General features: G+C 53.3%; 24 protein-coding genes and 1 riboswitch. Of the genes, 11 read left to right on the top strand and 13 right to left on the bottom strand.

Features of this window, described 5'->3' with window-relative positions:
- Nucleotides 1-37 precede the first annotated feature (37 nt).
- Nucleotides 38-1,090 carry a class I fructose-bisphosphate aldolase gene (gene fbaB / locus ACUY4Q_RS08505; RefSeq protein WP_458046606.1) on the bottom strand — a complete coding sequence of 351 codons (1,053 nt, stop codon included), beginning with the start codon at nucleotides 1,088-1,090 and terminating at the stop codon, nucleotides 38-40.
- Between the two features lie 314 nt (nucleotides 1,091-1,404).
- Here fbaB and ACUY4Q_RS08500 point away from each other — a divergent pair, with 314 nt between their 5' ends.
- The 6 genes from ACUY4Q_RS08500 (at nucleotide 1,405) to ACUY4Q_RS08475 (ending at nucleotide 7,127) form a co-directional block, all read left to right on the top strand.
- Complete coding sequence (locus ACUY4Q_RS08500) at nucleotides 1,405-2,121, top strand: fimbrial biogenesis chaperone (RefSeq protein ID WP_458046605.1); 717 nt, start codon at nucleotides 1,405-1,407, stop codon at nucleotides 2,119-2,121.
- A 20-nt stretch (nucleotides 2,122-2,141) separates the two neighbouring features.
- Nucleotides 2,142-3,134: a fimbrial protein gene (locus ACUY4Q_RS08495; RefSeq protein ID WP_458046604.1), complete on the top strand. Its 993-nt coding sequence runs from the start codon at nucleotides 2,142-2,144 to the stop codon at nucleotides 3,132-3,134.
- A 176-nt stretch (nucleotides 3,135-3,310) separates the two neighbouring features.
- Complete coding sequence (fic, locus tag ACUY4Q_RS08490) at nucleotides 3,311-4,387, top strand: protein adenylyltransferase Fic (protein WP_458046603.1); 1,077 nt, start codon at nucleotides 3,311-3,313, stop codon at nucleotides 4,385-4,387.
- 257 nt (nucleotides 4,388-4,644) lie between these two features.
- Nucleotides 4,645-5,361, top strand: a complete 717-nt coding sequence (locus ACUY4Q_RS08485) for a fimbrial biogenesis chaperone (RefSeq protein WP_458046602.1) — start codon at nucleotides 4,645-4,647, stop codon at nucleotides 5,359-5,361.
- 20 nt (nucleotides 5,362-5,381) lie between these two features.
- On the top strand, nucleotides 5,382-6,377 hold the full coding sequence (locus ACUY4Q_RS08480) for a fimbrial protein (protein WP_458046601.1): 996 nt from the start codon (nucleotides 5,382-5,384) through the stop codon (nucleotides 6,375-6,377).
- A gap of 222 nt (nucleotides 6,378-6,599) precedes the next feature.
- The gene (locus tag ACUY4Q_RS08475) at nucleotides 6,600-7,127 is read left to right on the top strand and encodes a GNAT family N-acetyltransferase (protein WP_458046600.1); all 528 of its coding nucleotides are present in this window, start codon (nucleotides 6,600-6,602) and stop codon (nucleotides 7,125-7,127) included.
- 265 nt (nucleotides 7,128-7,392) lie between these two features.
- On the opposite strand, the gene thiD is transcribed toward ACUY4Q_RS08475, so the two are convergent.
- The 5 genes from thiD to ACUY4Q_RS08450 all read right to left on the bottom strand — a co-directional run bounded on the left by thiD (nucleotide 7,393) and on the right by ACUY4Q_RS08450 (nucleotide 11,177).
- Nucleotides 7,393-8,193, bottom strand: coding sequence for a bifunctional hydroxymethylpyrimidine kinase/phosphomethylpyrimidine kinase (gene thiD, locus ACUY4Q_RS08470; protein ID WP_458046599.1), 801 nt, complete (start codon nucleotides 8,191-8,193; stop codon nucleotides 7,393-7,395).
- The gene (gene thiM, locus ACUY4Q_RS08465; RefSeq protein WP_458046598.1) at nucleotides 8,190-8,978 is read right to left on the bottom strand and encodes a hydroxyethylthiazole kinase; all 789 of its coding nucleotides are present in this window, start codon (nucleotides 8,976-8,978) and stop codon (nucleotides 8,190-8,192) included. Before thiM ends, thiD begins: the two co-directional genes overlap by 4 nt.
- Nucleotides 8,979-9,011: 33 nt before the next feature.
- A riboswitch (TPP riboswitch) is annotated at nucleotides 9,012-9,108 on the bottom strand.
- A gap of 242 nt (nucleotides 9,109-9,350) precedes the next feature.
- On the bottom strand, nucleotides 9,351-9,716 hold the full coding sequence (locus ACUY4Q_RS08460; protein WP_458046597.1) for a type II toxin-antitoxin system PemK/MazF family toxin: 366 nt from the start codon (nucleotides 9,714-9,716) through the stop codon (nucleotides 9,351-9,353).
- The gene (locus ACUY4Q_RS08455; protein ID WP_458046596.1) at nucleotides 9,710-9,979 is read right to left on the bottom strand and encodes an AbrB/MazE/SpoVT family DNA-binding domain-containing protein; all 270 of its coding nucleotides are present in this window, start codon (nucleotides 9,977-9,979) and stop codon (nucleotides 9,710-9,712) included. The genes ACUY4Q_RS08460 and ACUY4Q_RS08455 overlap by 7 nt, the downstream gene beginning before the upstream one ends.
- A 124-nt stretch (nucleotides 9,980-10,103) precedes the next feature.
- Complete coding sequence (locus ACUY4Q_RS08450; protein ID WP_458046595.1) at nucleotides 10,104-11,177, bottom strand: LacI family DNA-binding transcriptional regulator; 1,074 nt, start codon at nucleotides 11,175-11,177, stop codon at nucleotides 10,104-10,106.
- A 268-nt stretch (nucleotides 11,178-11,445) separates the two neighbouring features.
- On the opposite strand from ACUY4Q_RS08450, the gene ACUY4Q_RS08445 reads away from it, so the two are divergent.
- The gene (locus ACUY4Q_RS08445) at nucleotides 11,446-12,711 is read left to right on the top strand and encodes a maltoporin (protein WP_458046594.1); all 1,266 of its coding nucleotides are present in this window, start codon (nucleotides 11,446-11,448) and stop codon (nucleotides 12,709-12,711) included.
- Nucleotides 12,712-12,868: 157 nt separating this feature from the next.
- Here the strand turns inward: ACUY4Q_RS08445 and ACUY4Q_RS08440 are convergent, their stop codons facing one another.
- From ACUY4Q_RS08440 to ACUY4Q_RS08415, 6 genes are all read right to left on the bottom strand, one after another.
- Nucleotides 12,869-13,183: a PTS sugar transporter subunit IIB gene (locus tag ACUY4Q_RS08440; protein ID WP_458046593.1), complete on the bottom strand. Its 315-nt coding sequence runs from the start codon at nucleotides 13,181-13,183 to the stop codon at nucleotides 12,869-12,871.
- 69 nt (nucleotides 13,184-13,252) lie between these two features.
- The gene (locus ACUY4Q_RS08435; protein WP_458046592.1) at nucleotides 13,253-15,310 is read right to left on the bottom strand and encodes a beta-galactosidase; all 2,058 of its coding nucleotides are present in this window, start codon (nucleotides 15,308-15,310) and stop codon (nucleotides 13,253-13,255) included.
- Nucleotides 15,311-15,600: 290 nt separating this feature from the next.
- Complete coding sequence (locus ACUY4Q_RS08430) at nucleotides 15,601-16,803, bottom strand: glycoside hydrolase family 53 protein (RefSeq protein ID WP_458046591.1); 1,203 nt, start codon at nucleotides 16,801-16,803, stop codon at nucleotides 15,601-15,603.
- Nucleotides 16,804-16,807: 4 nt separating this feature from the next.
- Nucleotides 16,808-17,659, bottom strand: coding sequence for a sugar ABC transporter permease (locus tag ACUY4Q_RS08425; RefSeq protein WP_458046590.1), 852 nt, complete (start codon nucleotides 17,657-17,659; stop codon nucleotides 16,808-16,810).
- A 9-nt stretch (nucleotides 17,660-17,668) separates the two neighbouring features.
- Entirely contained in the window at nucleotides 17,669-18,976 is a 1,308-nt protein-coding gene (locus ACUY4Q_RS08420) for a carbohydrate ABC transporter permease (protein WP_458046589.1), read from the bottom strand.
- A gap of 186 nt (nucleotides 18,977-19,162) precedes the next feature.
- Nucleotides 19,163-20,395 carry an extracellular solute-binding protein gene (locus tag ACUY4Q_RS08415; RefSeq protein WP_458046588.1) on the bottom strand — a complete coding sequence of 411 codons (1,233 nt, stop codon included), beginning with the start codon at nucleotides 20,393-20,395 and terminating at the stop codon, nucleotides 19,163-19,165.
- A gap of 356 nt (nucleotides 20,396-20,751) precedes the next feature.
- Here ACUY4Q_RS08415 and ACUY4Q_RS08410 point away from each other — a divergent pair, with 356 nt between their 5' ends.
- From ACUY4Q_RS08410 to ACUY4Q_RS08395, 4 genes are all read left to right on the top strand, one after another.
- A complete protein-coding gene (locus tag ACUY4Q_RS08410) occupies nucleotides 20,752-21,861 on the top strand; it encodes an ABC transporter ATP-binding protein (RefSeq protein WP_458046587.1) in 1,110 nt (369 codons plus the stop codon).
- A gap of 1,080 nt (nucleotides 21,862-22,941) precedes the next feature.
- Nucleotides 22,942-23,958: a zinc-binding alcohol dehydrogenase family protein gene (locus ACUY4Q_RS08405; protein ID WP_458046586.1), complete on the top strand. Its 1,017-nt coding sequence runs from the start codon at nucleotides 22,942-22,944 to the stop codon at nucleotides 23,956-23,958.
- Between the two features lie 205 nt (nucleotides 23,959-24,163).
- The gene (locus ACUY4Q_RS08400) at nucleotides 24,164-24,496 is read left to right on the top strand and encodes an RcnB family protein (RefSeq protein WP_458047292.1); all 333 of its coding nucleotides are present in this window, start codon (nucleotides 24,164-24,166) and stop codon (nucleotides 24,494-24,496) included.
- 14 nt (nucleotides 24,497-24,510) lie between these two features.
- Nucleotides 24,511-24,954, top strand: coding sequence for a GNAT family N-acetyltransferase (locus ACUY4Q_RS08395; protein ID WP_458047291.1), 444 nt, complete (start codon nucleotides 24,511-24,513; stop codon nucleotides 24,952-24,954).
- Between the two features lies 1 nt (nucleotide 24,955).
- On the opposite strand, the gene apbC is transcribed toward ACUY4Q_RS08395, so the two are convergent.
- Complete coding sequence (apbC, locus tag ACUY4Q_RS08390) at nucleotides 24,956-26,065, bottom strand: iron-sulfur cluster carrier protein ApbC (RefSeq protein ID WP_458046585.1); 1,110 nt, start codon at nucleotides 26,063-26,065, stop codon at nucleotides 24,956-24,958.
- Nucleotides 26,066-26,307: the final 242 nt, after the last annotated feature.

The following is a 26,307-nucleotide window of genomic DNA, read 5'->3' as shown; positions in this document are numbered from 1 at the left end:
GCATTCCCTCTCCGTGGCCAGAGAGGGAATGCCGCTGTCAGGCAATGGTGACTTTGTTATTCAGATACACATCCTGCACGGCGTTAATTAATTTCACGCCATCGGCCATGGATTTCTTAAAGGCTTTACGCCCCAGAATTAGCCCCATTCCGCCCGCACGCTTATTGATAACGGCGGTACGCACGGCGTCGCTCAGGTCATTTTCCCCACCCGCAGCGCCACCGGAGTTAATCAACCCCGCGCGGCCCATGTAGCAGTTAGCCAGCTGGTAGCGCACCAGATCGATAGGATTGTCGCTGGTCAGTTTGCTGTAGACCTTCTCATCGGTATAACCGAAGTTTACTGCATTATAGCCGCCGTTATTTTCCGCCATTTTCTGCTTCACAATGTCCGCACCTATGGTGGCAGCAATGTGGTTGGCTTGCCCGGTCAGATCCGCCGAGACGTGGTAATCGACGCCGTCTTTTTTAAACGCCGAATTGCGCAGATAGGCCCACAACACGGTGACCAGGCCCAGCTCATGCGCGCGTTCGAAGGCTGCGGAGATCTCTTCAATCTGGCGACGCGACTGTTCAGAGCCGAAGTAGATGGTCGCGCCAACGGCAACCGCGCCCATATTAAACGCCTGGTCTACGCTGGCGTACAGCGTCTGGTCATATTCGGTGGGGTAACTCAGGGTTTCGTTGTGGTTCAGTTTGACGAGGAACGGGATACGGTGCGCATAGCGGCGTGAGACCGACGCCAGCACCCCATAAGTCGATGCCACGCAGTTACAGCCCGCCTCGATGGCCAGCTCCACAATGTTCTTCGGATCAAAGTAGAGCGGATTGGCGGCGAACGATGCCCCGGCCGAGTGCTCAATACCCTGGTCCACGGGAAGAATAGAAAGATAGCCCGTTTTGGCGAGCCGCCCGGTGTTATACAGCGTCTGCATGTTACGCAGCACCGCTGGCGGGCGATTGTTATCCATCATCACCCGGGTCACGTAATCCTCACCCGGTAGATAGAGCTGGTCCGCCGCAATGGTGGTGCAACGGTGTTTTAAAAGCGTGTCGGCGTCTTTGCCAAGCAACTGCGCAATATCAGTCATCTTTATACTCCCGTAAGCTTCGCACAACGGCGAAGGTGGTTGTCCTGACCCGATAAATGGGCAGATTAAGCCTGGTACTCATGGTCAGATTTCGCCACCGCCGCCGCTTTTTTCAGCATTTTCTGCTGGCACGTTTCGGGTTGTCGGTTACGTCATCACATTTGCGTACAAAATAATCTGCTCCGCTCATTTGTTCCTCTTGCAGGTAAGGCGGGCAATACGCTATTTTCACCGCAAATAATATCCACCTCTGTCGTAGCTACACCCTTATTTTGCTGAGTCAGCAAAATAAGATATTCCACACGGAGGTGGAGATGAAAGCGGTTCCGGCATTCATTCTGAGTGGGTTTTTACTCATATGTTCATGGCCTTTACAGGCCGGTATTCAGCTCAACGGCACCCGTATCATTTACCCCGAAGGCAGGCGTGAAGTGACGCTCGGCCTCACCAATCATGCCGACACGCCGCTACTGCTCCAGACATGGATTGATGCGGGTGATGATCACCCGCACGACACGGTGCCCTTTGTTGTCACTCCGCCCATCTTTCGCCTCGACCCGGATAAAGGCCATTCGCTGCGTATTCTTTACACCGGCGGCGCACTGCCTGCGGATCGTGAATCCGTGTTCTGGCTCAATGTGCTGGAGCTGCAGCCCAAACCTGCTCATCGGGCAGACCGCAATAACATAAAGGTCTCCATCCGCACCCGCCTGAAGCTCTTCTTTCGCCCGACGGGGTTACCCGGTTCCCCCAAAGAGGCGGTAGCGCAACTGCGCTGGCGACTCGTACAGGAAGGGAAAAGTTATGCCGCCGCGTGTGAAAACCCGACGCCATGGAACGTGTCGTTTAATCATATCGGCCTGAAAAGTGTGTCACTGCGTGATGAAGAGAAACAAAACGGCATGTGCCCGGCAAAGGGAACCGCCGTATTTCCACTGACAGGAACAGCGGAGGAAACCGGGAAACTGACGCTGATTACGATTGATGATTTTGGCGGCTATCACGACAGCGAAGCGGCACTCAGCCGCTGAAATTTACAGGGAGTGTAAAAATGAAAAAAGCTATATGGGTAATAAAATTGGCTGGGTTCGGTTTATTGATATCAGGTGGGCAATCCTGGGCAGGGTGTACGCTAAAATCATCAATCACCCAAACCGGAAATTTCCCCACCTCATTTACGCTATCAACGTCGCAAGCGGTCGGAACACCCATTGGCAGCGAGATAACGGTACCTGCCAGTAGTAGTGGGAGTATTACTTGTTCGGGAGGTACAACCTACGCGCTATTGCGACTTAACCCGGACTGGAGCGCGTCGAGCATTGCGAATGTCTATAACACCAGCATACCGGGTATTGGGGTGAAGGTCAGGGATGATTTTACGACTCCAGTACTCACCGCGTTAACAACTAATGTACAAAAATGGTATTCCCCAGGTACCAACTATAATGGCGGGGCATGGTTGACTAACGTTAAGGTCCAGTTTTATGTCACTGGAACTGTCGTATCAGGTGAATATCCTGCTGAGACCATTGTCGAAGCGTGGATGAACAATGTTATCAGCACCACTGGGGGCGCTAACTACGTTACCCTGAAATTACCTGCGATTACCGTAAAAGCTCTGACCTGCGAAACCCCCAACGTTTCCGTCAATCTCGATAAACATCTCAGTTCCGAATTCTCCGGCATCAATTCTAAAAGCACAGCGAAAGCGTTTAATTTCGAAATTAAAAAATGCGACCCTGGTATGAACTCGGTGAATTACACCTTTAAACCCGCGGCTGGCGTCACCTTAAAACAGGCGGGCACCAGCAATCAGTACATCACCCTCGATGGCAGTTCTACCGCAACCGGCGTCGGGATTCAGGTACTGTACGAAAATGACACCCTCGTTCCCTTCAACAGTAAAATTAAGTATACCGGTTACAACAAAACCACCGGTGGCAGCTATACCATTCCCATGAAAGCCCGTTACATCCAGACCGCCAGCACTATCACCGGCGGCACCGCCAATTCTGCCGTGGAATTTACGATGTCCTATGAGTGATGCTGCCAGCGAATCGGGACCAAACTGATTATTAGCGCATGATCCCTATTTTTATAACATCGACAGGTTCCAGCCATATGTCGATAAAACTTATTTTTTTAAACATAAAAACGTGACATGTTTATGGCTTAAACCTATTATGTCCTTATGTCGATAAAAACGGTTTTTATAAACATATGAACTGGAATCCAGAAACGCCTTACAACACGTTGCCGATTCTACCGCCTGAACTGGAACGCGTTGAAACACGCAACGTCCTCAAGGCGTGCATCAGTGCGCGTGCAGCAATCGCAGAGTTGAAAACTGCGGGTAAATTGATTCCCGACCAGGCTTTGCTGATCAACATTCTTCCGATGCTGGAAGCCAAAGACTCGTCGCGAATTGAAAACATCGTAACGACCAGTGACCATCTCTTTCAGTATGCAGACCGCTCAGATGGCGCGGACCCGGCAACTAAAGAAGCATTGCGTTACCGAACTGCGCTTTATGATGGTTATATCCACCTTGAAGACTATCCGCTCTGTACAAACACTGCGATCGCTATTTGCACCAAACTACGCGCTGTGCAAACTGATATCAGAAAAACGCCGGGCACGGTTCTGCGCGATCAGAATAATAATGTGGTATACACGCCGCCAGTGGGTGAAGACATTATTCGTAACTTACTGGCAAACTGGGAGCGTTTTATACACGCTGATGATGATCTTGATCCGCTGGTTAAAATGGCGATTGCGCACTATCAGTTTGAATGCATTCACCCCTTTTCGGACGGGAATGGAAGAACGGGTCGTATCCTGAATATTTTGTATCTTATTCAGAGTGAATTGCTGTCGCTACCTATCTTGTACCTGTCCCGCTTTATCCTCGAAAGACGTAATGATTACTACACGCTCCTGCGCCGGGTGACAGAAGAAGGCGACTGGGAAGCGTGGATATTGTTTATGCTCGAAGCAGTAGAAAGCACATCCCGATGGACGACTGATAAAATTACAGTGATCAGGGCATTGATGGCAGAAACCACTGAATATGTACGGGAGAAGCTGCCGAAAATTTATACTCATGAACTTATCCAGGCAATTTTTGCGCAACCTTATTGCCGGATCGATAACCTTGTCGAACGTGCGGTGGCCAAACGCCAGACGGCATCCGTCTATCTGAAACAGCTAGTCAACATTGGTGTACTGGAGGAGATGTCAGTGGGCCGTGAAAAACTGTATATCAATACCAGGTTACTGCGTGAGTTGAGTCAATAATATAACGGAACGCATGACATATTTATGAAGAGGAGGTATATGCCTCCAGAAGAACACTGAGTTTTAACCATGCGTTTTTATTCTCCCATCAGTTGATACACATTTCCCTACAAAAAAGTGAAATCCAGGAATCCTGCGCTGTTGCAGAGCGTACGGGCAATACGCTATTTTCACCGCAAATAATATCCACCTCCGCGGTAGCTACACCCTTATTTTGCTGAGTCAGCGAAATAACGGTGTTCCACACGGAGGTGGAGATGAAAGCGGTTCCGGCATTCATTCTGAGTGGGTTTTTACTCATATGTTCATGGCCTTTACAGGCCGGTATTCAGCTCAACGGCACCCGTATCATTTACCCCGAAGGCAGGCGTGAAGTAACGCTCGGCCTCACCAATCATGCCGACACGCCGCGACTGCTCCAGACGTGGATTGATGCGGGTGATGACCACCCACACGACACGGTGCCCTTTGTTGTCACTCCGCCCATCTTTCGCCTGGACCCGGATAAAGGCCATTCGCTGCGTATTCTCTACACCGGCGGCGCACTGCCTGCGGATCGTGAATCCGTGTTCTGGCTCAATGTGCTGGAGCTGCAGCCCAAACCTGCTCATCGGGCAGACCGCAATAACATAAAGGTCTCCATCCGCACCCGCCTGAAGCTCTTCTTTCGCCCGACGGGGTTACCCGGTTCCCCCAAAGAGGCGGTAGCGCAACTGCGCTGGCGACTCGTACAGGAAGGGAAAAGTTATGCCGTGGCCTGTGAAAACCCGACGCCATGGAACGTGTCGTTTAATCATATCGGCCTGAAAAGTGTGTCACTGCGTGATGAAGAGAAACAAAACGGCATGTGCCCGGCAAAGGGAACCGCCGTATTTTCACTGACAGGGACGCCGCATAACACCGGGAAACTGACGCTGATTACGATTGATGATTTTGGTGGCTATCACGACAGCGAAGCGGAATTCAGCCGCTGAAATTTACAGGGAAGAAGAAAATGAAAAAAAGAGTATCAGTGGTAATACTTGCCGGGTTCGTGGGTATATTAGCTCTCAGTAGAGAATGTATTGCAGGATGTACTGTTCAATCACCTGTCACCCAGATTGGGAACTTCCCCACATCCTTTACAATTTCATCCTCACAAGCAATCGGTACAACAGTCGGTAGTGAAATAACAGTTCAGGATAGCGTTGCAGCTTATGTCACCTGTACGGGGGGCGCGGTATACACAATATTAAGACTTAACCCTTCATGGAGTGCGTCGGGCATTGCTAATGTTTTTAACACCAGCATCCCCGGTATCGGAGTTAAAGTCAGGGAGGAATCTGGATATGGAGTGCTTGCAGCACTAACTCCCGTCTTGCAGAAATGGTACGCAACATCTGATAATTATACTGGTAACGCTCTTTTAACTGGGATTAAGGTCCAGTTTTATGTAACCGGCTCTCTTGAATCAGGTGAGTATCCCGCTGAAACCATCGTCGAAGCCTGGATGAACAATACCATCAGTACATCCGGAGGCGCTAACTATGTGACTCTGAAATTACCCCCCATCACCGTCAAAAAACTCACCTGCGAAACCCCTAATATCTCCGTTGATCTCGATAAACACATGAGTTCCGAATTCTCCGGCATCAATTCTAAAAGCACAGCGAAAGCGTTTAATTTCGAAATTAAAAAATGCGACCCTGGTATGAACTCGGTGAATTACACCTTTAAACCCGCAGCAGGCGTCACCTTAAAACAGGCGGGCACCAGCAATCAGTACATCACTCTCGATGGCAGTTCTACCGCAACCGGCGTCGGGATTCAGGTACTGTACGAAAATGACACCCTTGTTCCCTTCAACAGTAAAATTAAGTATACCGGTTACAACAAAACCACCGGCGGCAGTTACACCATCCCTATGAAGGCACGCTATATCCAGACCGCCAGCACTATCACCGGCGGCACCGCCAATTCTGCCGTGGAATTTACGATGTCCTATGAGTGACCCCTTCCAACCTGCACTCCAACACTTTCCCGCAAGGCAGATTGGCCTTGCGTTATCGAGGGTGGTTTCACTTATCACAGAGTGAGCTGTGACGGCCGACGTGTTCATCAGTAAGTACCCGGTCCTTCCAGTACCAAAACAGCATTCTGCGTATTAACCCTTGGGATCAGGATATGCAGGGTGCTAAGTTAGTTTTATAACTGGCTACTTTGTGAGAAAGAGATGGTCTTACAGCAAGCACCTCAACTTGAGACAGAACGTTTAGTGTTAAAACATTTTACGCTGGATGATTTTTCTGAATTAAAGGCATGTTGGGCCGATCCAGAAATGATAAAAATAAATCGCGGAGAGCTTCCAACATCAGAAGTAATTTGGGCGCGTTTATTGCGCTATATCGGACACTGGCAAGCATTAGGTTATGGATATTGGGCTGTCTTTGAAAAAGCGACGCATCGTTATATCGGTGCTTTTGGCTTTCAGGATGCCCATCGCGATTGTACCCCCGCTTTACCCTGGCCGGAGGCAGGCTGGACACTCACTGCAGACGCGCGTGGTAAGGGTTATGCAAAAGAAGCGCTGGGGGCAATTTTATCGTGGGCTGACAAGAATTTCACTTCGCCATTATGCTGCATTATCGCTGAAGACAACCAGCGTTCTTATTATCTGGCAGAACAATTCAACTTTCATTTTCAGGATTATATTTCCTTGCGCGGTAAACAAGTACGCCTGCTCATAAGGCCTCGGGTTTAGATTCGCGTCAATAATCATTCAGTCTGGTTGCTGTTGAGTGCAATGATTTCCTGGATGTCGAAGAGGTACGCGGCATCCAGACCACCACTGCCCTCTCCCACCAGGGCTGAGGAATCCCCAGTAATCTTACGTTTTGCAGCGATAACACTGCACCATGAGAATCCCCCTCACCCTAACCCTCTCCCCGGTGGGGCGAGGGGACCGATCGTGCTCGTATTATTTTGCGGGGATCCCTTAGCCCACCAGGGAGAGGGGCAAAATCGCCTTACCACCATTGATGAAAATGGTGCACCGGGCCAATGCCGTGCCCGACTTCCAGACTGTCCGCCTTTGCGAGCGCGGCGCTGAGCCAGGTTTTTGCCGCCTCCACCGTCGCATTCCAGTCCTGATGACGCGGGCGCAGTGCCGCCAGCGCGGCCGACAGCGTGCAGCCGGTGCCGTGAGTGTTTTTGGTCAACACACGAGGCGCGGTGAAACGGGTTGCCCCTTCGCAGGTAAAGAGCCAGTCCGGGCTTTCGGCGTCATCAAGATGACCGCCTTTAATGAGCACCGCCTCGCAGCCCAGCGCCAGTAATGCCCTGCCCTGTTCATGCATCTCGCGCTCATCGCGCGCGTGGGAGGCGCCCAGCAACGCAGCGGCTTCCGGCAGATTGGGCGTTATTAAGGAAACCTGCGGTAACAGGTGTTCCCTTAATGCCGCCACCGCTGACGGTGACAAGAGCGGATCGCCGCTTTTCGCCAGCATCACGGTATCCAGCACCACGTTTTGTACCTGATAGCGCCGCAAGCGCTCTGCCACCGCTTCAACAATATCGGTTTCTGCCAGCATGCCGATTTTGGTGGTATCGATGCGCACATCGCTGAATACCGAGTCCAGTTGCGCGGCGACGAAATCCGGCTCAATGCGATACACCGACTGCACACCCCGTGTGTTTTGCGCCACCAGCGCGGTGATAACCGAACAACCGTAGGCTTCGAGGGCTGAGAAGGTTTTAAGATCCGCCTGAATCCCGGCGCCACCGCTGGGATCGGTGCCGGCAATGGTCAGCGCATTAATCCGTTTCATACCAGCGCCTCCCCGCTAAGCGTATAGAGTGCATCAAGAAACGCAGGTACGAAGCTACCTGGCCCACTGCAGTGCGCCATTGCCCGACTCCCCGCCTGCGCCACAAAGGCACAGCCTGCCGCCACGTTATCAAGCCGGTCTCCTGGCAGCGCGCAACAGGCGGCCACCACCGCCGACAGTGCACACCCGGTACCGACCACTCGGGTCATCAACGGGTCGCCACCGGTCACCATCCGGGTACGCAGCCCATCGGTGATGTAATCAACCTCGCCCGTGACGGCCACCACTGCACCGGTCTGCCGGGCCAGGGCCTGGGCAGCAGGCAAAGCCGCACTGGCGGTGTCTGTTGTATCCACCCCACGCCCACCGGCACTCATGCCCGCCAGGGCGAGAATTTCCGAGGCGTTACCGCGGATCGCCGCAGGTTGCAGTGCCAGTATGTCGCGGCAGAATTGAGAACGGAATGTCAATGCGCCAACGGCAACCGGGTCCAGCGTCCAGGGGGTACCGGCTTCACGCGCGCCGTGAATCGCTGCCTGCATCGCCTGCGCGCGTTCATGAGTGAGCGTACCAACATTAATCAGTAAGGCATCGGCTATCGTAGAAAACTGCTGGGCCTCTTCCCGCTCAATCACCATCGCAGGCGACGCATCCAACGCCAGCAGCACGTTAGCGGTAAAGGTCTGCACAACGTCGTTCGTCATACAGTGAACGAGGGGAGAACGGGTTCGAAACTGGTGAAGGATTTGCGCCACGTGGGCGCGGTCAAGCAGGTCAGGTTGCATGGTTCGCTCCTGCCAGGCTGAAAGAAGGGATGCCTGGCGGGCATCTGACTTCCCTACGCTGGCATTATCCAGATCAGGTGGTACGGGTATTTCTCAGCCTTCACAAAGAAGGGCACCCCGAGTCAAATTACTGAAGCTTCAGTAAGACAGGCAGCGTAGAGGAAGCGCCTGACTAAAGCAAGCCGCAAAGCCGCGTGGGTGCATCACTGACTGCTCAGTTCCGCGTCAGCCGGACATTGAACATCTATCGGGAGTAAAACGCTGCTGAAAACCTTCTCAGGCTAATGGAAGAGAACGATGGGGCATGGGTGATGGGGACGAATGAAAATATCGGACGCCAGATAATGCCTGCCACTCTCTGGCGTGATGGTGCTATTGCGGATCAATTAAATCGACTAATTTCATTACGACTTCAGCAATCAGCGCGTCATCGGCCTTACAATAAAACGTCGCGCCGCGTTGAATGAGATCAACCGCTTTTAACTGGTGGCAAAGCACCACTCCGCGCAAAATGCCTTTTTCAGTATCTTGCGCAGTAATGCTGACAGTTACCCCAACCGAGCGTGCAGCATTCGCGACCGTCGAGACAGGACAGCACATCGCGACTTTTAATGCCTGATTCAGCTTGCGATCGGTGATAACAATACAGTAATGCGGGCCACTAAGTTCATGTCCTTTGACGGGGTCCGGATTAAAATGCCAAATTTCCCCGCGATGTGGCGTCCGTGCTTTTACCATACTTCGTTCCCTTTTTTGTCGTCATCCCATCCTTCAACTGATTGATTAAGTTCCTCAATTTCCGCCGAATCAATCTGACTCAACAGCTGCGCCACGGTATGTCTTCCCCGGGGCCTGGGTTTGGTGGGGGTAAAACTGATCGTTTCACCCTTTTTCTCAACCGCAAGTTCAGCACCGATAGACCAGCCAAGGCCATTTACCAGCTCACGGGGTATTGTCACAATCATCGCCCCCCCCTGCTGCCTCAGTTTTACTGTCTGCATCAATCTCTCCTGAAGTGCTACTTTATTGCACACAATATAGCACAAAGTAGCACTTCAGGAATGGGACAGTAGGCCTTTTCCCGGCCCGATAAGCCAGCACCACCCGGCAAAGGAAAAGGAGAAACTACTTCATCAACTGATGGGCAATCGCCTGTAGCTGTTCAGCGATAGCCTGCAGGTTGGTCTCTTTGCTCTGCAATGGGCCGGTGGAATGGCGCACAATCAGCCGCGCCGGCAGCACCGATGAGGTACGCGTCGGGTCGTTATGGCCGCTGTCGAGCAGCCGACGGACCGCTTCTTTACCCTGCAAATCAAGATCCAGCGACACGGTGGTCAATGCCGGATGGAAGAACGAGCTTTCGTAGGTGTCATCGTAGCCCACCACCGACTTTTCGCCGGGAATGGCAATATGGTGCTGATGAAATGCACTCAGCACGCCGAGTGCCATCTGGTCGTTCCCCACCAGCACGGCGGTAAAGTTCGGCGTCTCACGCAGCATCTTCAGCGCCCCCGCGTAGCCGCTTTGCGCATCCCAGTTTCCGTGGAAGACCATCGCCGGTTTCAGACCGTAACCATTAAGCGTCTCCACCCAGCTTTTCAGGCGCAGGTTGGCAGAAACGGAGTCTTCCGGCCCGGCCAGCAGCGTGATCTCACGGTGCCCCTGATCGTAGAGGTGTTTGACGCTGGCACGGGTGCCATCCGCCGGGTTAAACGAAACGTTAAACACGGAGCTATAGGGGTCAACGTCCAGAAACAGGCAGACGATATCATCGTTGTCAGAGGCGATTTTCTGCGCCCTGTCAGTCTCCAGGGGCACGTTGATGATCATCTTGTCGACTAACTGAGATTTGAGCTCATTGATCGCAGCCTGAATATCATGATTGACGTTCTCATCAATCATGGAAATCAGTACCTGATAGCCATCCAGATTAGCATAGCGTTTTACCGATGCTGCCACCTGAGACGGCGCATGTAACGCCAGGGATGTGGTCACTAATCCAATGGTCTGACTTTGCTTGCCAACCAGCTGTTGAGCCAGGCGATTAGGCACATAGCGTAGCAGCTCAATGGACTTCTCTACCTTGAGACGTGTGGCTTCGGATACATTGGCAGATTTATTGAGTACCCTGGACACGGTCTGATAGGAGACACCCGCATGACGGGCAACGTCTTCTAATGTCGCGCTTTTAGACTTCATGGTCCGGTTCCTTATGTTGTTATGCGTCAATTGTAACAGGGGCCATTTAAAAAAACGCTCACTCTGCTTTTCCGCAGCTAAAAACCTGCAATTAAGTATCACGCTCACATTACAGGACTTCGTGAAGACATTCTCTTTTCGTAACAAAAAAGGCTGATTTATTTGCAGTTAATCACACAATTGCGATTGTTAGTTTGCCTGTTTTTACAATTAGGCATTTTATGACAGCGTTTATGTGAACGTAATACAAAACTATAAGAGGAATGATATGAACACTACGCTACGCACAGTTGCCATTGCGTTAGCCGCTGCGCTGACTTCACCTTCATTACTGGCCGCGTCTTCTGTCCCTATCGACTTTCATGGCTACCTGCGCTCCGGCGTGGGCGTCTCCGGCGACGGTGGGATGCAGGAGTGGCAGAAAAACAAACTGGGTCGTCTGGGTAACGAAGCGGATACCTACGGCGAACTGGAGTTAGGCTCCGAAGTCTACAAAAAAGACGAAGTGAGCTTTTATCTGGATACGATGGTCAGCATGGTCTCCGATGGCTCCAACGACAGCGAGACCACCTTTGGCGATGACGCTGAATTTGGCCTGCGCCAGTTAAACCTGCAGATCAAGGGGCTGATCCCGGGGGATCCGAATGCGGTGATTTGGGGCGGTAAACGCTACTACCAGCGCCATGACCTGCACATCATCGATACCAAATACTGGAACATCTCAGGGTCAGGCGCCGGTATTGAAAACTTCAGCGTCGGGCCTGGCGCCGTCTCTGTTGCCTGGATTCGCGGCGATGCCAATGATGTCGACTATCGCGTCGATGGCGATAACGATGTGAACATCAACTATATCGACCTGCGCTATGCGGGCTGGAAACCGTGGTCCGGCGCATGGACTGAGTTTGGTGTGGACTACGCCATGCCGAACCCAACCGACAAACAGAAAGACTACGGCGGCCTCTACGAAGCAGATAACGGCGTGATGGTAACCGGTGAAATCAGCCAGGACATGCTGGGCGGGTACAACAAACTGGTCCTGCAATACGCCAACAAAGGTCTGGCACAGAACATGGTGTCGCAGGGCGGCGGCTGGTATGACATGTGGCATTACGTGAATGATGCCTCCGGCTATCGTGTCATCAACACCGGGCTTATCCCGATTACCGATAAGTTCTCCTTTAACCATGTGTTGACCTACGGCGCGGCGGACGACATCACTGATTACACCGATAAATCACGTCTGGTCTCGCTGGTCGGCCGTGCGCAGTATCAGTTTACCGATTACGTGCGTCTGATTGGCGAGGTGGGTGGTTTCTACCAGAAAGACACTTATAACAACGGCACCCATTACAAACAGAGCGGTGAGAAATATACCGTTGCGCTGGGGCTGGCAGATGGCCGTGATTTTATGTCGCGTCCTGAATTACGTGTCTTTGCTTCTTATCTGAATGATTCAGAAAACGGTAAATCATTTGATGACCATACCGCTAATAATACCTGGAACTTTGGTGTGCAGGTAGAAGCCTGGTGGTAATACCCGTTATACGGTAAGTAGTACATGCGTTAACATCGTTATTTATCTCCGAGACCTGGCAGTTTATTAGCGGGTAGTGACCTTTATTGCCATTGCTTTTCTGTTTAACTCTTTGGGATACCCTCACGGGTATCCCTTTTTTTATTTTATAATTTAATTAACGGCGCGCAGAAAAATGCTCATCCAGTAATTTACGCAGTGCGTCAGACTGTTTCCCAAATATTGCATGAACCTGTTGACCGAGAATAATAACCCCCAGCGCCCCTTCCTGTTGCAGCGCCTGAGAATCCACGATGGCAAGGTCATTGACCGTCACGCGTAGCCGGGTAATACAGGCATCCACATGGCTGATATTCTCTTCGCCGCCAAATGCCGAAATCAGACGCTGTATAGTCGCCGCATCACCCTCGCTAAGCGGTACGCTGGATTGCGGCTGAGAGAAATAGTGCAAAAAGGATTTAAGGCTCACCATAGTCGTTGTCTCCTGAGAATAGACAGATACAAAAACGCCTGCTCAGGTGAGCAGGCGTGGAAGGAACGCTTACGCTTTTCGGCGGAGGATGCGGCAGTCGAACGCAGAGAGGCTGAGGGGTGCGGCAACCGGTGCCGAAGAGAGGCAGTCGGTATAGCCCTGCGGCAAGGTCACCGTCTGCGGCTGGCGGGAATAGTTCTGAATGAAGACAAAGGTGGATTCACCATCGGTCCGTGCCGTTGCAACCACACCCGGCGGGAAGTCCGCCTCGACGGCGCGCGGCAGTGCCAGCTCATCAATAATATGCGCGAAGAAATCACGCTGGAACGCGAGATCGTTGCGCGACGCCACATGCCAGGCCTTGCCTTTTCCAAACACGTTTACCGTCACTGCCGGGCGACCCGCGTAGAAATCATCACGGTAAGTCGCCAGGGTGGTCGCACTTTCCGTGTGGATGAGTTCACAGAGGTGACGTACCTGATACGGTCCCTGAAGCCCAGATTCATTACCGGCCAGACCCTGCACCAGATTACTTTCACCGTCGGCAAGACAATCAATCTCCTCCGCCCAGATGCCGAGCAGGTTGCGCAGCGGACCGGGGAAGCCACCGGTGAAGCACAGATCGGTCTCGTTGACGATGCCGCTCCAGTACGTGGTCACCAGATGACCACCGCTTTCGACAAAGGCTTCCGCCCGCGGCGCGAAGCCCTCACGCACCATGTACAGCATCGGCGCAATCACCAACGCGTAGCGACTTAAATCGCCATCCGCATCGATAATATCGACAGCAATGCCCTTCTCCCAGAAGGCCCGGTAGTGTTCATTAACCGTTTTCTCGTATTCCATCCCTACGTTGCGCGGCCCTTGCGCATCATCCAGCGCCCAGCGGTTCTGCTGGTCAAAGATGATGGCCACACGCGCCTCGGTGCGACAACCCATGACGCCCGGTAAGCGGCTGAGGATATCGCCCAGCGCGGTGACTTCGCGGCCAACGCGCGTATCCAGATGCCCGACGTGGTCGATAATTGCACCGTGGAATTTCTCTACCGAACCCCGGCTTTTGCGCCACTGGAAGTACTGCACCGAATCCGCACCGTGCGCCACCGCCTGCAGGGAAGAGAGAATATGCATCCCCGGTTTTTTCAGTTTGCTGGTGGGCTGCCAGTTGGTGACGCTGGGCGAGGACTCCATCAGCACGAACGGCTTGCCCCCTTTCAGGGTACGCATCATGTCGTGGTACATCGCGGTGTAGCAGGCAAGCGTGGAATCATCCTTCTCACGATGCCACATCGGGTAGCTGTCCCAGGAGATGAAATCCAGCGGTTCAGCCAGCTGCCAGTAGTCGTAATCGTAGAAATACTCCATGAAGTTGGTGGTCACCGGCAGCGACGCATTCGCCGCTTTGAGTGGCGCGATTTCATGGCGGCAGAAGTCCGTGACCTGCGAGCTATTAAAGCGACGCCAGTCCAGATTCAGCCCATGAATAGAGACTTCCCCCTGCGGCGACGGAGACTGAATTTGCGACCAGTCGCTGTAGGTATGGCTCCAGAAATCGCTCCACCAGGCATGGTTTAATGCCTCCAGGGTCTCATAGCGCGCTTTCACCCAGTCGCGGAATTTCTCCTGACACAGGTCACAGTGGCATTCGCCGCCGTACTCGTTGGACAGATGCCAGCCCAGTACCGCAGGATGCTGGCTGTAGCGCTCGGCCAGCAGGCTGTTAATTTTCAATGTCTTTTCGCGATACACCGGCGAAGTCATGCAGTGGTTGTGACGCCCGCCGTGCAACGCAGGCACACGGTCACGCCCGACCCTTAAGACTTGCGGATATTTTTGCGACATCCAGGCTGGACGCGCCCCGCTTGGCGTCGCCAGAAAAACATGGATCCCCGCCGCATACAGTTTCTCCAGAATATTATCCAGCCAGCCAAAATTAAATACCCCTTCCTGCGGCTCCAGTTTCGACCAACTGAATATACCGACAGACATGACATTGCATTTTGCCTGTTTCATCATGGCAATATCTTTATCAATAATATCGGGGTAATTCTCCCACTGCTCCGGATTGTAGTCAGCGCCATGCAATAGCGTGGCGACCTTCGGACTCAAAGGCGCAAATTTATTCATATTAAAAACCCTTCAAAATTGACAGCGTTTACCCTAAATAATTCGAGTTGCAGGACAAGGCACTTGTGCCTTGAACAGCGCTTGCGCTGGCCCCAAAGGGGCGAGGCCGTAGGCCGAGTAACGCGGCAACGCAGCGACAAATTCGTCAGGAACGAATTTGAACAGCCTAAGGCTGCCTTCGGTGAGGGACATGGATGTCCCTCATTAATCTCCAGGAGCTTACTCCAGTAAGTGACTGGGGTGAGCGAGGAAAGCCAACGCACATGCAACTTGAAGTATGACGGGTAAAATTAATTAAAGACTTTTACCGACGGCAGAACCTTCCCCTGGCAATCAAATAACGCCTGGTTTTCGCGGGCATTACCCTCTTTCCACTGGTCGTTGATATATTTCATTCCGGCCTGAGTTGCCCAGGTATTTCCGCCTACCGCAATCCACGTTGGCTCCCAATAAAATATTCCTTTACCGCGATGGTCCGGCACATTAATGACGGCCTGCATTAAATCGTGAATATAGTTATATTGCCCCTGCACGGTGCCAGGGTAGCCGCCGTCCTTCTCTTCCTTCGCCTGGAAGCTATTTTCAGCGTTATCGCAATTGTCCAGGGTGTATGCGTAAGCCGCTTCTACCACAATCACGTCTTTGTTATAGCGTTTGCTGATATCGTCCATGTTAGTTTTCAACGCGCTGATGGGCCCGTTCCAGTAGGTGTACATGGACAGCCCAATCACATCGAAGGGCACGTTGCGCTTGGTGATTTCATCAAACCACCAGCGGAAGGTATCGTTTTTCGTCCCTTCGGCCAGGTGCAGCATGATTTTGACCTGCTCACCGTTTTTCAGGTTCTCTTTAAGCCCGTCAATGGCGGCATTCAGCAAGCCGGCCAGACGGTCAAATTCACCGCCGCCCTGCCCCCAGCTTTTGCCTTCCGGCCACAGCATGCCGCCGTTAATTTCATTACCAATCTGCACCATATCCGGCAACACACCTTCCTGCTTAAAGCGGGCGATGGTGTCGCGGGTGTAATCATGGATTGTGGTTTTCAACTGCGGGTAATCCATTTTCTCCCAGGCTTTTGGCTTGTACTGTTTGCCCGGATCGGTCCAGAAGTCGCTGTAATGGAAGTCCAGCAGCAGCTTCATACCCTGCGCTTTGGCCCGTTTCGCAAGCTTAATGGTGCTGGCAAGATCGTTATCGCCGCCGCCATAAGCCTGGCCCTCGGCATCTTTCGGATCGACCCACAGGCGCAGGCGCACGTAGTTAACGCCGTTCTCTTTCAGAATGGCGATCGCATCCTGCTGCTGGTTCTTATCGTTAAAAAACTTCGCGCCGTGCTTTTCCGTGTCCAGCAGCGTCGAGATATCCGCGCCCTTAATAAAATCCGCGGGCATATCGGTAAACGGCCGCGTGGTGATAGCCTCGGCGGCGAACACACTGGCGGTAAAACTGCAGGAGAGGCAAACAGCAAGCAAAGCGGGTGCAAACCTTTTCATGTCATCATCCTTTGGTACTGCCGGAGGTCAGGCCGGAGACGAAGTATTTTTGTAATGCCAGGTAGAGGATAGCCACCGGCACGGCGATAAGAACCGCCCCCGCCGCATAGGTGGTGTAACTGGCGCCCATTTTTTGCGCCACCAGGTTGTAAAGCCCGATAGGCAGCGTGAATTTGTCCGGGGTACGCAAAATGGTGCTGGAGAGAATGAAATCCCCAAGCGGCCCGGTGAAGGAGAACAGTGCCACCACCGCCACAATTGGCTTGGAAAGCGGCATGATGATCTCAACGAAAATGCGGAAGTTGCTGGCGCCGTCCATGCGTGCCGACTCATCCAGATCTTTCGGAATGGCGTCGAGGTAGCCCTTCATCAGATAGGTGTTCATCGGGATCATCCCGGCGACGTAGATCAGCACCAGCGCCAGATGGCTGTTGATCAGCCCCAGCAGTTGCGACAGCACGAAAATGGCAATCAGCGCGGAGAACTGCGGGATCATTTGCAGCAGCAAAAACAGCATTAACCCGTTCTGCCGCCCCTTAAAACGAAAGCGGGAGAAGGCGTAGGCGGTAAAGCTGACGCTGATTAAGGTCAGCACCATGGTCAGGAAACTGATTTTCATCGAGTTCCAGTACCAGGTCAGGTAGTTCACCTGGCCGTTGAACAGGTCCGCATAGTGCTGGAAAGAGACGTTTTCCGGGATGATCGAGGTGCTGAGCAGACTGTTGCCTGCATTCAGCGACGCCCCGACCGTCCACACCAGCGGGTAGATGATAATCAGCGAAACCAGCCCGATAATCAGCCAGGAGAGGGAGAGACGAATCCACTTCTCGCGGCGAATGCTTTGTGATGTAGCCATTTTTCTTCCCTACGCCATGTCGTCGTTTTTAAAGGATTTGGTTGCGCGGAACTGCCACAACGCCAGGCCGACAACAAAAATCGACAGCAGAATAGTGATGGTCGCGGCGATCGCGTACTGCGATGAAGACATGGTCAGCTTGTAGATCCACGACACCAGAATGTCCGTTCCACCCGCGTTAGAGCCTGCCACCGCAGGGCCGCCGTTGTTAAACAGGTAGATAATGTTGAAGTTGTTAAAGTTGAAGGTGTACTGCGTGATGATGATCGGCGCAATTGAATACAACACCAGCGGCAGCGTAATGGTACGCAGCCGGGTCCAGGTACCCGCGCCATCCATTTTCGCCGCTTCATAGAGATCGTCAGGGATAGCCTGCAACACCCCGGTGGTCATAGCGAACACAAACGGGAAGCCAAGCCAGGTCTGCATCATGATCAGCGCCGTTTTGGTCCAGAACGGATCCGTCAGCCAGGCTTTCGGCCCGATACCAAAGAAGGCCAGAATGGCATTGTTGATCACGCCAAAAGTGTCGTTAAACATCCCGGCGAACACCAGAATGGTGACAAAGCCCGGTACCGCCCACGGCAGAATGAAAATGGTGCGCACCAGTGGCTTAAAGCGCAGATCCTTCTGGTTCACCAGGATAGCGAGCAGCACCCCCACCGTGCATTGCAGCGTGGTGGCGAGCAGCGTCCACACCACCGTCCATTGCAGCACGTCCAGGAAGGTTGAACGCCAGATGGACAACGTGAATATGTTGACGAAATTCTTCAGCCCCACCCAGTCCACCAGCTTCGCCGGCGGCGTGTGGTAGAGGTTGTAGTTGGTAAAGGCGATGGCAAAACCAAACAGAATCGGGAAGATCACCACAAACACCAGCAGAATAAAGCCTGGCGTGATCATCAAATAGGGGAAACCGTCGCTTAACAGCAACTGATATTGCTTACGCACGCTATTGAGCTGAAGGCCCTCGTCACGTTTTTTGCCGTTCACCCAGGCATCACGCAGCGAGAAGTAATACACCGTCACGCCAAAGGCGATAATCAGCACGCTGATTATCCCTTCTGCCAGCAAAAAGATAGAGTTATCGCGAGGCACCTCTTCGCCGAGGGTGTACAGGCCCCAAAGCCCTTCGCGCAAAAAATCATAAAAAATGCCCATAAAGCTGCTGAGCAAGACCAGGAAGATAAGGCCTTTTAACCACTGACGGTGATAAAACTGGCCAAAGCCCGGCACAATAGCCAGCAGCAGCCCACACCACGCATGCCGTCCGGCGCCACGCGCTTTCGCCAAATTTTCGCTGGGACTGATAATCACGTACGACTCCTTCTCAAAACGGGAGGCACTCCCTCCCGTTTAATACCGCTTTGTTTGTTCAATGCCCTAAATATTTCGCGTTGCAGGAAGATGGCAAGAGAGTGAACACCCGGGCGCGTACAAAAGTACGTAACCGGGATGAACGAACGCCGCCAGTGCCCCTGCAACGTGAAAGATGACGGGCATTTATTGGTTGCTGGCCTGCATGGCTTCCACTTGCATATGAATCTGTTTTGCCGCGCCATCCAGCGCCGCTTTAGGCTCTTGTTTGCCAGTCAGGCTCAGTTCGAGTGCGGCATTGGCCGGTCCCCAGACTTCGCCCATTTCCGGGATGCCCGGCATGGCGGTGGCACGCGCAGCCTGTACGGCAACCGCGCTGGCCTTCTCGTCGTTTTTAATCATCGGATCGTCAATCATCGCTTTCTGCGCCGGGATCTCACGGGTCGAGATGTAGCGAATTTTCACGTACTTAGGCTGGTTGATAAACTCGATGAATTTCTGCGCCATGGCTTTATCTTTGCTCCAGGTGGAGACCACATAGCCTTTTACGCCAAGGAAGGAGCTCATCGGTTTGCCGTCCGGCAGCGCAGGCAATGGCGCAACGCCGTAGTTAATGCCTGCTGCTTCATACGGCTGGAACGCCCACGGGCCGTTGATCACCGCCGCCGCTTTCTTCTCGGTAAAGAGAGAGTCAATGGCGTTCAGGCCGTTATCCCCCAAAATTCCCGACGGGAAGACACCTTCGGAATAGAATTTTTTCAGGAACGTCACGGCGGCCACCGCACCCGGCTGGCTCAGGCCAATGTCGGTTGGGTTGTAGCCGCCTTTGTCATTTTTACCGAACAGGTAGCCGCCCATCGGGCCAATCGCGCCCCAGCTGTAATAGATCTGGTCAAACTTCGCCAGCAGGCCGTACTTGTTTTCTGCACGCTGTGTTTTCGAGTAGTCGAGCCACGCCTGCAGGCTGTCGAGCGGTTTATCAATCAGGTCTTTGTTATAAATCAGCACCAGGGTTTCAACGGCTTTCGGTACGCCATATAACGCGTTATCCATGCGAAACGCATTGATCGAGGCTGGGGTGAAGGCGTCAACCTGTTCTTTGTCCAGATTCAGGGGGGTCAGTAACCCTTGCACAACGGCACCGCCCACCTGATCATTAGGAATCACCAACACATCAGGGCCAATGCCCGCCGGACCGTCGAGGCGTAATTTTTCCAGCTGCTGCGCGAAAGGCATCTCCTGCACGTTGACCTTCACGTCGTTCTCTTTTTCGAAGTCCTTGATGGCATCCTGAATACCCACGGATTTCTTGATGTCCTCCCAGACATTCAGTTGCGTGGTGGCATGTGCCTGAACGGTCAGGGACTGCCCCAAGGCCAGCGCAGAAAGGATCAGTACGGTAAGAGTGTTCTTTTTCATTATCAACCCCATGTCAAGGTATAACAATTTCATGGTTTTTATGGCGCGCCACCTGATGTCGTTACAGCAAAAGCACCTGATATTGCGTGAGTTAAAGCGTATTCCTACGCCTTATTGATTTTGGTATACGCTACACTTGAGGTCGCAATAAAACGAGAATTAACTGCCAGTTGTGTGACAAAGGCGACAAAATCGAAAATTCGATATAGGGCGCGTAAATGCTGGAAGTTATAGTCTGAGCATGAATTATCGCTGTTGTACGGCATTATCGATGGCTTGTTATACGTAAAACAAAACCACATTAAACAGCCAGATTCACAACAGCAACCAACAGCTACCAACTTCGGGGAAATTTGATGTCCAATATACGACTGAGGAATGTCACCAAGCGTTTTGGCGACACTGTCACACTGCGCAATGTGAATCTGGATATTGAAGACGGCGAATTTGCCGTATTTGTTGGCCCATCGGGTTGCGGTAAATCCACCCTGCTACGCATGATCGCCGGGTTAGAAGAGGTCAGCGACGGCGAAGTGCTGATTGGCGATGAGGTCATGAACGACGTTGCCCCGGCGCACCGCGGCGTGTCGATGGTGTTTCAGTCCTATGCACTCTATCCGCACATGACGGTAGCGGAAAACATGGGTTACGGATTGAAAGTGAACAAAGTGCCGAAAGACGAAATCCGCCGCCAGGTGGAAATGGTCGCCAAAACGCTGCAACTGGTGCATCTGCTGGACCGCAAACCGAAGCAGCTTTCCGGCGGCCAGCGCCAGCGCGTGGCGATTGGTCGCGCCATCGTACGCAACCCGCGGGTGTTTATGTTCGATGAACCGCTCTCCAACCTCGATGCCGAGCTGCGCGTCGACATGCGTCTGCATATCGCTCGCCTGCACCACGAACTGAAAACCACCATGGTGTATGTGACTCACGATCAGGTAGAAGCGATGACGCTGGCCGACAAAATCGTGGTGATGAACTACGGCAACATCGAGCAGATGGGCTCACCGATGTCCCTTTACTACAATCCGGTGAATAAGTTTGTCGCCGGGTTTATCGGTTCGCCAAAAATGAACTTCCTGCCTGCAACCGTCAGCCAGTGGCAGCCGGGCGAGCTGACCGTCACGCTGGCGCAGGGCAAGAGCCTGACGCTCGGCGTGACCACTTCCCCACTGGCACCGGGTGCTGGCATTACCCTCGGGATTCGCCCTGAGCATCTGGCAACCGACACCACGCGCGGCACCACGCTGGAGTTCCAGTGTGAGGTAGTGGAGCGCCTGGGGAACAATACGTATCTCTTTGGTCAGAGCTACGGCCATGACAACGTCAAAATCCTGCTGCCGGGTGATGTGCATTTCCGCCCGTGGCAGAAGATCACCCTCTCGTTTGAGAACAAGCACTGCATGGTGTTTGATGACCAGGATAAGCGGATTAGTGCGGATATTGATGTGCCGGATGTGCACTGAGGGGAAGGGTTCCGTTTACGTTGGGTAAAGGTTCGTATTAATCCTGTGGAGCCAGACCGTTCCCCTCACCCCTGCCCTCGCCCTTGAGGGCTGAGGGATCCCCACAACATAATACGAGCACGGACAGTCCCCTCTCCTCTTTGGGGAGAGGGTAAGGGTGAGGGGAAACATGCGGCGCTGAGGGTCATTCCGTTCACCTTATGTTCCTTGCTTTTCCATAACGCCAGAACCCGTGAACGTGCCAGGGTGGTTCACCGCCACCACCCTGGCGACCCGGGCTCCCGGCCAGGAAAATCGCCGCTGACGCGGTCAACTCAGCGTATTCCTTCAGGCTTATCGGGGACGGGCGAAGGTAACGTCCGTGTAAAGTCGCCCTCGCCGCGCATCCCTGCGCGTCGCCCCGGCCTTGCGGATACGCTGCGTCGATTTTCAGCCGGACCCAGTCATCGCGGTGACTGTTGTGTTCTCATGGCGCAGTGTTATCGCTGTAAAACATAATATTACTGGGGATTCCTCAGCCCCAAGGGGGCGAGGGAGAAAAGCGTGCCCGATGTTGCACATGTGCATGACTTTTGTGTAGGCCGGATAAGGCGACAGCCGCCATCCGGCAAATCGTTTTTTCAGCCACAAGTGGTCAGGTGTGGCGGGTCCGGCTGAAAATTGCTGACGTGTTTCCGCAAGGCCGGGGCGCTGCGCATGGATGCGCGGCGAGGGTGCGAGTTACAGGGATGTAACATCGCGCCCGACCCGGTAGCCTGGAGGAATAAGCGGAAGGCACCGCGAAGCGGCAATTTTCCTGGCCGGGAGCCAGGATTGTTAAGGAGGTGGCGGCGAGCCTCCTTAACACGTTCACATGTGGAGTAGCTCCAGAGAAGCAATAAACTTAGGGTGAACGGAACGATTCCACCGATACAACAGGAACTGTTGTTCAGAGTGAACGGAACGATTCCACCGAACCGAAATGAATCGCCCCCTCCCCCATTTTCACTCCTGGAAGATAAGTCCTACTCCCATTACCTCATTTTTCTCCCTCACTCCTTCGACTAGCCTTATGACATTCCCTCTTCACATGGAGTCTGTATGAAAGCTATCGCTATCACCCGTGCCACTCAGGGCACCAGCAACATTGATTCATTAACCGACATTGACCTGCCTACGCCTGTCGCCCAGGGTCATGACCTGCTGGTCGAAGTCAAAGCCATCTCCGTGAACCCAGTGGATACCAAAGTCCGTGCCGGTTTTAATGGCGATACGCCTCGCGTGCTGGGCTGGGACGCGGTAGGCGTTGTCGTCGCTACCGGTGATGCCGTCACCCTGTTTAAAACAGGCGATGAAATCTGGTACGCCGGAGCGCTGACGCGCCCGGGTAGCAACAGTGAATTCCAGTTGGTGGATGAGCGCATTGCAGCCCTGAAGCCGAGAACGCTGGATAACGCCTCCGCCGCGGCCCTGCCGTTAACGGCCATTACCGCATGGGAATTGCTCTTTGACCGCCTCGGGGTGCAGGAAGATGGCAATGAAGGCGACGCGCTGTTGATTGTCGGTGCCGCAGGTGGCGTAGGGTCGATTCTGACCCAACTGGCACGCAAGCTCACTAAGCTCACGGTCATTGGCACCGCATCACGCCCTGAAAGTCAGCAGTGGGTGAAAGCGCGTGGCGCGCATCATGTGATTGATCACTCGAAGCCCATTACCGAAGAGCTGGCGCGTATTGGTATCAAGCAGGTCAGCCATGTTGCCAGCCTCACCAACACCGACGATCACTATCAGCAACTGATTAACGCCCTACAGCCGCAGGGCAAACTGGCGCTAATCGACGACCCTGAAACGCTGGATGCACGCCCCTTAAAAGTGAAAAGTATCTCGCTGCATTGGGAGTTTATGTTTACCCGTTCCATGTTTGAGACCACCGACATCATTGAGCAGCACCGCCTGCTTACCCGCATCGCCGCACTTATTGATGAAGGTGCAGTGAAAACCACGCTGGGTGAGCATTTCGGCGAAATTAATGCCCGGAATCTGCGTCTAGCCCATCAGCGAATTGAAACACAACGCGCCGTTGGCAAAATTGTGCTCGAAGGTTTTACCTCTCGCTAAACCCTGCCAGGATTCTTCTTAAAAACGTGTTTCTCCTCAAGCGGATAGCAAATTACGCTCTCCGCTTATCCTGTTGTGCTTCGCTTTTGTTTACACTTTTTACCATTACCGTAACTTCATAACATTTTTGCCATTGCGGGCCGCTGGCGCTGCGTTAATCATGGCAGTTTACAAAATGAAAAAACCTCAGGAATCTGGAGAGATGATGGGTAAGACAAAAATTGTACTTCTGGGAATTCTGCTGGCCGCGGCGAGCAGTGCCTTTGCTGCTCCGCAAACCGCTGCGGGTACAACGGGAATCAAGTCTTATGAAATCCAGGCCTTTGTTGCCGATTTCACCAAATTCAACATCGGCGATACCGTGCCGGAAATGTATCGCACCGACGAATACGCCATTAAGCAGTACCAGTTACGTAACCTGCCTGCGCCGGATCCGGACACCCACTGGACATACATGGGCGGCTGCTATGTGCTTATCACCAATACAGACGGCAAGATCATCAAAGCCTATGATGGTGATATTTTCTACCACCGTTAAGGAAGGAAAATTTGCTGATAATTCGCCCCTGGCAAGAGAGTGACCGCCCTTTTCTGCGCACCCTGTTCCTGCATTCGCGGCGCGCCAACTGGACCTGGCTTGATGGCAGTGACTGGAAGCTGGAAGACTTTGACTCAACCACCATTGGTGAAGTCATTTGGGTTGCGGAAGAGGATGGCCACCGCAAAGGCTTTGCTGCCGTGCACGTCAACGAAAACTTCCTGCACAGTCTGTTTGTCGACCCGGCTTTTCAGGGGCAAGGGGTCGGCAGTGCGCTACTGGAAAAAGTACAGTCTGAATTTACCAGCACCGGAGCGCTTAAATGTCTGACGCGCAATGAGCCCGCGCTCGAATTTTATCGTCGTCACGGTTGGCATGTGGAAGCGGAAGGGGCGTCGCCGCAAGGGAATTATCTGCTGATGCATTACCGGCTGCCCTCACGGGCAGCCAGCAGATGACTTACACCGCGCGGAAGGAGATTTCGCTCGGAATGATTTCACCCTGCCAGTACAACTGCGCAGCGACGCGCCCGGCAAGCTGACGGTAAAGCGCGGTAAATTCGCTGTCCGGGCGATGGGTAACGGTCGGCGTACCGTTATCCAGATCTTCACGCAGGCTGATGTGCAACGGCATTTTACCCAGCAACTGCGTGTGATACTGCTCGACCAGCTTCTCCGCGCCACCGGTGCCAAAAATAGGCTCATGGTGGCCACAGTTGCTGCACACATGCATGCTCATGTTTTCCACGACGCCCAGTACCGGCACCTCGACCTTCTCGAACATCACGATACCTTTTTTGGCGTCGATCAGCGCAATGTCCTGCGGCGTGGTGACCACCAGCGCGCCGGTGACGGGAATGTTCTGCGCCAGGGTTAACTGGATGTCACCGGTGCCCGGCGGCATATCCAGTACCAGATAATCGAGATCCGGCCAGAGAGACTCCTGCAGCAGTTGCAACAGCGCCTTGCTCGCCATCGGACCTCGCCAGACCATGGCGTTATCATCTGTCACCAGATAACCAATCGAGTTGGTCGCCAGTCCATGGGCCATAATCGGTGCCATGTGGGTGCCGTCCGGGGAGGTTGGACGCTCGCCTTCTGCGCCCAGCATCATAGGAATCGACGGGCCGTAGATGTCGGCATCGAGAATACCGACCTTAGCCCCTTCGGCGGCCAGCGCCAGCGCCAGGTTGACGGCGGTAGAGGATTTCCCTACCCCGCCTTTGCCGGAACTGACAGCGATGATGTTCTTCACGCCATTCACACCCGCCTGGTTTTTCACCCGCTTCATGGTGGCGATATTGTGGGAGAGCTTCCAGTCAATCGCACGCGCACCCGTGACACGCAGCAGTTCTGCACTGCACTGCTCTTTGAGCACGTCGAACGCGCTGCGCCAGACGAAGGGCATCAGCAGTTCGATATGTACAACATCGTCAAGCCAGGCAACATGATGCACAGCTTTCAGGGCGGTGAGATTATGCTTAAGGGTGGGGTGCTGAAAATTAGCCAGGGTTCCGGTGACTAGCGCACGCAAGGCTTCCGGGGATTTGGCCTGGGATTGAGAGTTCATCCCGACTCCTTGTTATGTTGTTCTGAAAAGACATTGTTAAGGGGCAAGTTTACTCCACTGTCACCAATTATTCATTTCTGAATAGTGCCTAATCGGGGGAATCGCTCCTTTCCCCTCACCCCTGCCCTCTCCCCAAAGGGGCGAGGGAGAAAAGCGTGCCCGATGTTGCACATGTGCATGACTTTTGTGTAGGCCGGATAAGGCGACAGCCGCCATCCGGCAAATGGGTTTTTCAGCCACAA

Source organism: Phytobacter cepae, from assembly GCF_054165735.1.
Note: the sequence above shows the minus strand (reverse complement) of the source record. Positions and strands in the feature narration are given on the sequence as shown.

Excerpts from the sequence above, each read along its gene's own strand:
- ACUY4Q_RS08440 (WP_458046593.1), bottom strand. The coding sequence starts at position 13,183 with ATGGTGAGCCTTAAATCCTTTTTGCACTATTTCTCTCAGCCGCAATCC.
- thiD (WP_458046599.1), bottom strand. The coding sequence starts at position 8,193 with ATGAAACGGATTAATGCGCTGACCATTGCCGGCACCGATCCCAGCGGT.
- fic (WP_458046603.1), top strand. The coding sequence starts at position 3,311 with ATGAACTGGAATCCAGAAACGCCTTACAACACGTTGCCGATTCTACCG.
- ACUY4Q_RS08475 (WP_458046600.1), top strand. The coding sequence starts at position 6,600 with ATGGTCTTACAGCAAGCACCTCAACTTGAGACAGAACGTTTAGTGTTA.
- ACUY4Q_RS08455 (WP_458046596.1), bottom strand. The coding sequence starts at position 9,979 with ATGCAGACAGTAAAACTGAGGCAGCAGGGGGGGGCGATGATTGTGACA.
- ACUY4Q_RS08500 (WP_458046605.1), top strand. The coding sequence starts at position 1,405 with ATGAAAGCGGTTCCGGCATTCATTCTGAGTGGGTTTTTACTCATATGT.
- ACUY4Q_RS08495 (WP_458046604.1), top strand. The coding sequence starts at position 2,142 with ATGAAAAAAGCTATATGGGTAATAAAATTGGCTGGGTTCGGTTTATTG.
- thiM (WP_458046598.1), bottom strand. The coding sequence starts at position 8,978 with ATGCAACCTGACCTGCTTGACCGCGCCCACGTGGCGCAAATCCTTCAC.
- ACUY4Q_RS08405 (WP_458046586.1), top strand. The coding sequence starts at position 22,942 with ATGAAAGCTATCGCTATCACCCGTGCCACTCAGGGCACCAGCAACATT.
- ACUY4Q_RS08435 (WP_458046592.1), bottom strand. The coding sequence starts at position 15,310 with ATGAATAAATTTGCGCCTTTGAGTCCGAAGGTCGCCACGCTATTGCAT.
- ACUY4Q_RS08450 (WP_458046595.1), bottom strand. The coding sequence starts at position 11,177 with ATGAAGTCTAAAAGCGCGACATTAGAAGACGTTGCCCGTCATGCGGGT.
- ACUY4Q_RS08425 (WP_458046590.1), bottom strand. The coding sequence starts at position 17,659 with ATGGCTACATCACAAAGCATTCGCCGCGAGAAGTGGATTCGTCTCTCC.
- ACUY4Q_RS08485 (WP_458046602.1), top strand. The coding sequence starts at position 4,645 with ATGAAAGCGGTTCCGGCATTCATTCTGAGTGGGTTTTTACTCATATGT.
- ACUY4Q_RS08430 (WP_458046591.1), bottom strand. The coding sequence starts at position 16,803 with ATGAAAAGGTTTGCACCCGCTTTGCTTGCTGTTTGCCTCTCCTGCAGT.
- ACUY4Q_RS08400 (WP_458047292.1), top strand. The coding sequence starts at position 24,164 with ATGGGTAAGACAAAAATTGTACTTCTGGGAATTCTGCTGGCCGCGGCG.
- ACUY4Q_RS08445 (WP_458046594.1), top strand. The coding sequence starts at position 11,446 with ATGAACACTACGCTACGCACAGTTGCCATTGCGTTAGCCGCTGCGCTG.
- ACUY4Q_RS08460 (WP_458046597.1), bottom strand. The coding sequence starts at position 9,716 with ATGGTAAAAGCACGGACGCCACATCGCGGGGAAATTTGGCATTTTAAT.
- ACUY4Q_RS08480 (WP_458046601.1), top strand. The coding sequence starts at position 5,382 with ATGAAAAAAAGAGTATCAGTGGTAATACTTGCCGGGTTCGTGGGTATA.
- fbaB (WP_458046606.1), bottom strand. The coding sequence starts at position 1,090 with ATGACTGATATTGCGCAGTTGCTTGGCAAAGACGCCGACACGCTTTTA.
- ACUY4Q_RS08410 (WP_458046587.1), top strand. The coding sequence starts at position 20,752 with ATGTCCAATATACGACTGAGGAATGTCACCAAGCGTTTTGGCGACACT.
- ACUY4Q_RS08415 (WP_458046588.1), bottom strand. The coding sequence starts at position 20,395 with ATGAAAAAGAACACTCTTACCGTACTGATCCTTTCTGCGCTGGCCTTG.
- apbC (WP_458046585.1), bottom strand. The coding sequence starts at position 26,065 with ATGAACTCTCAATCCCAGGCCAAATCCCCGGAAGCCTTGCGTGCGCTA.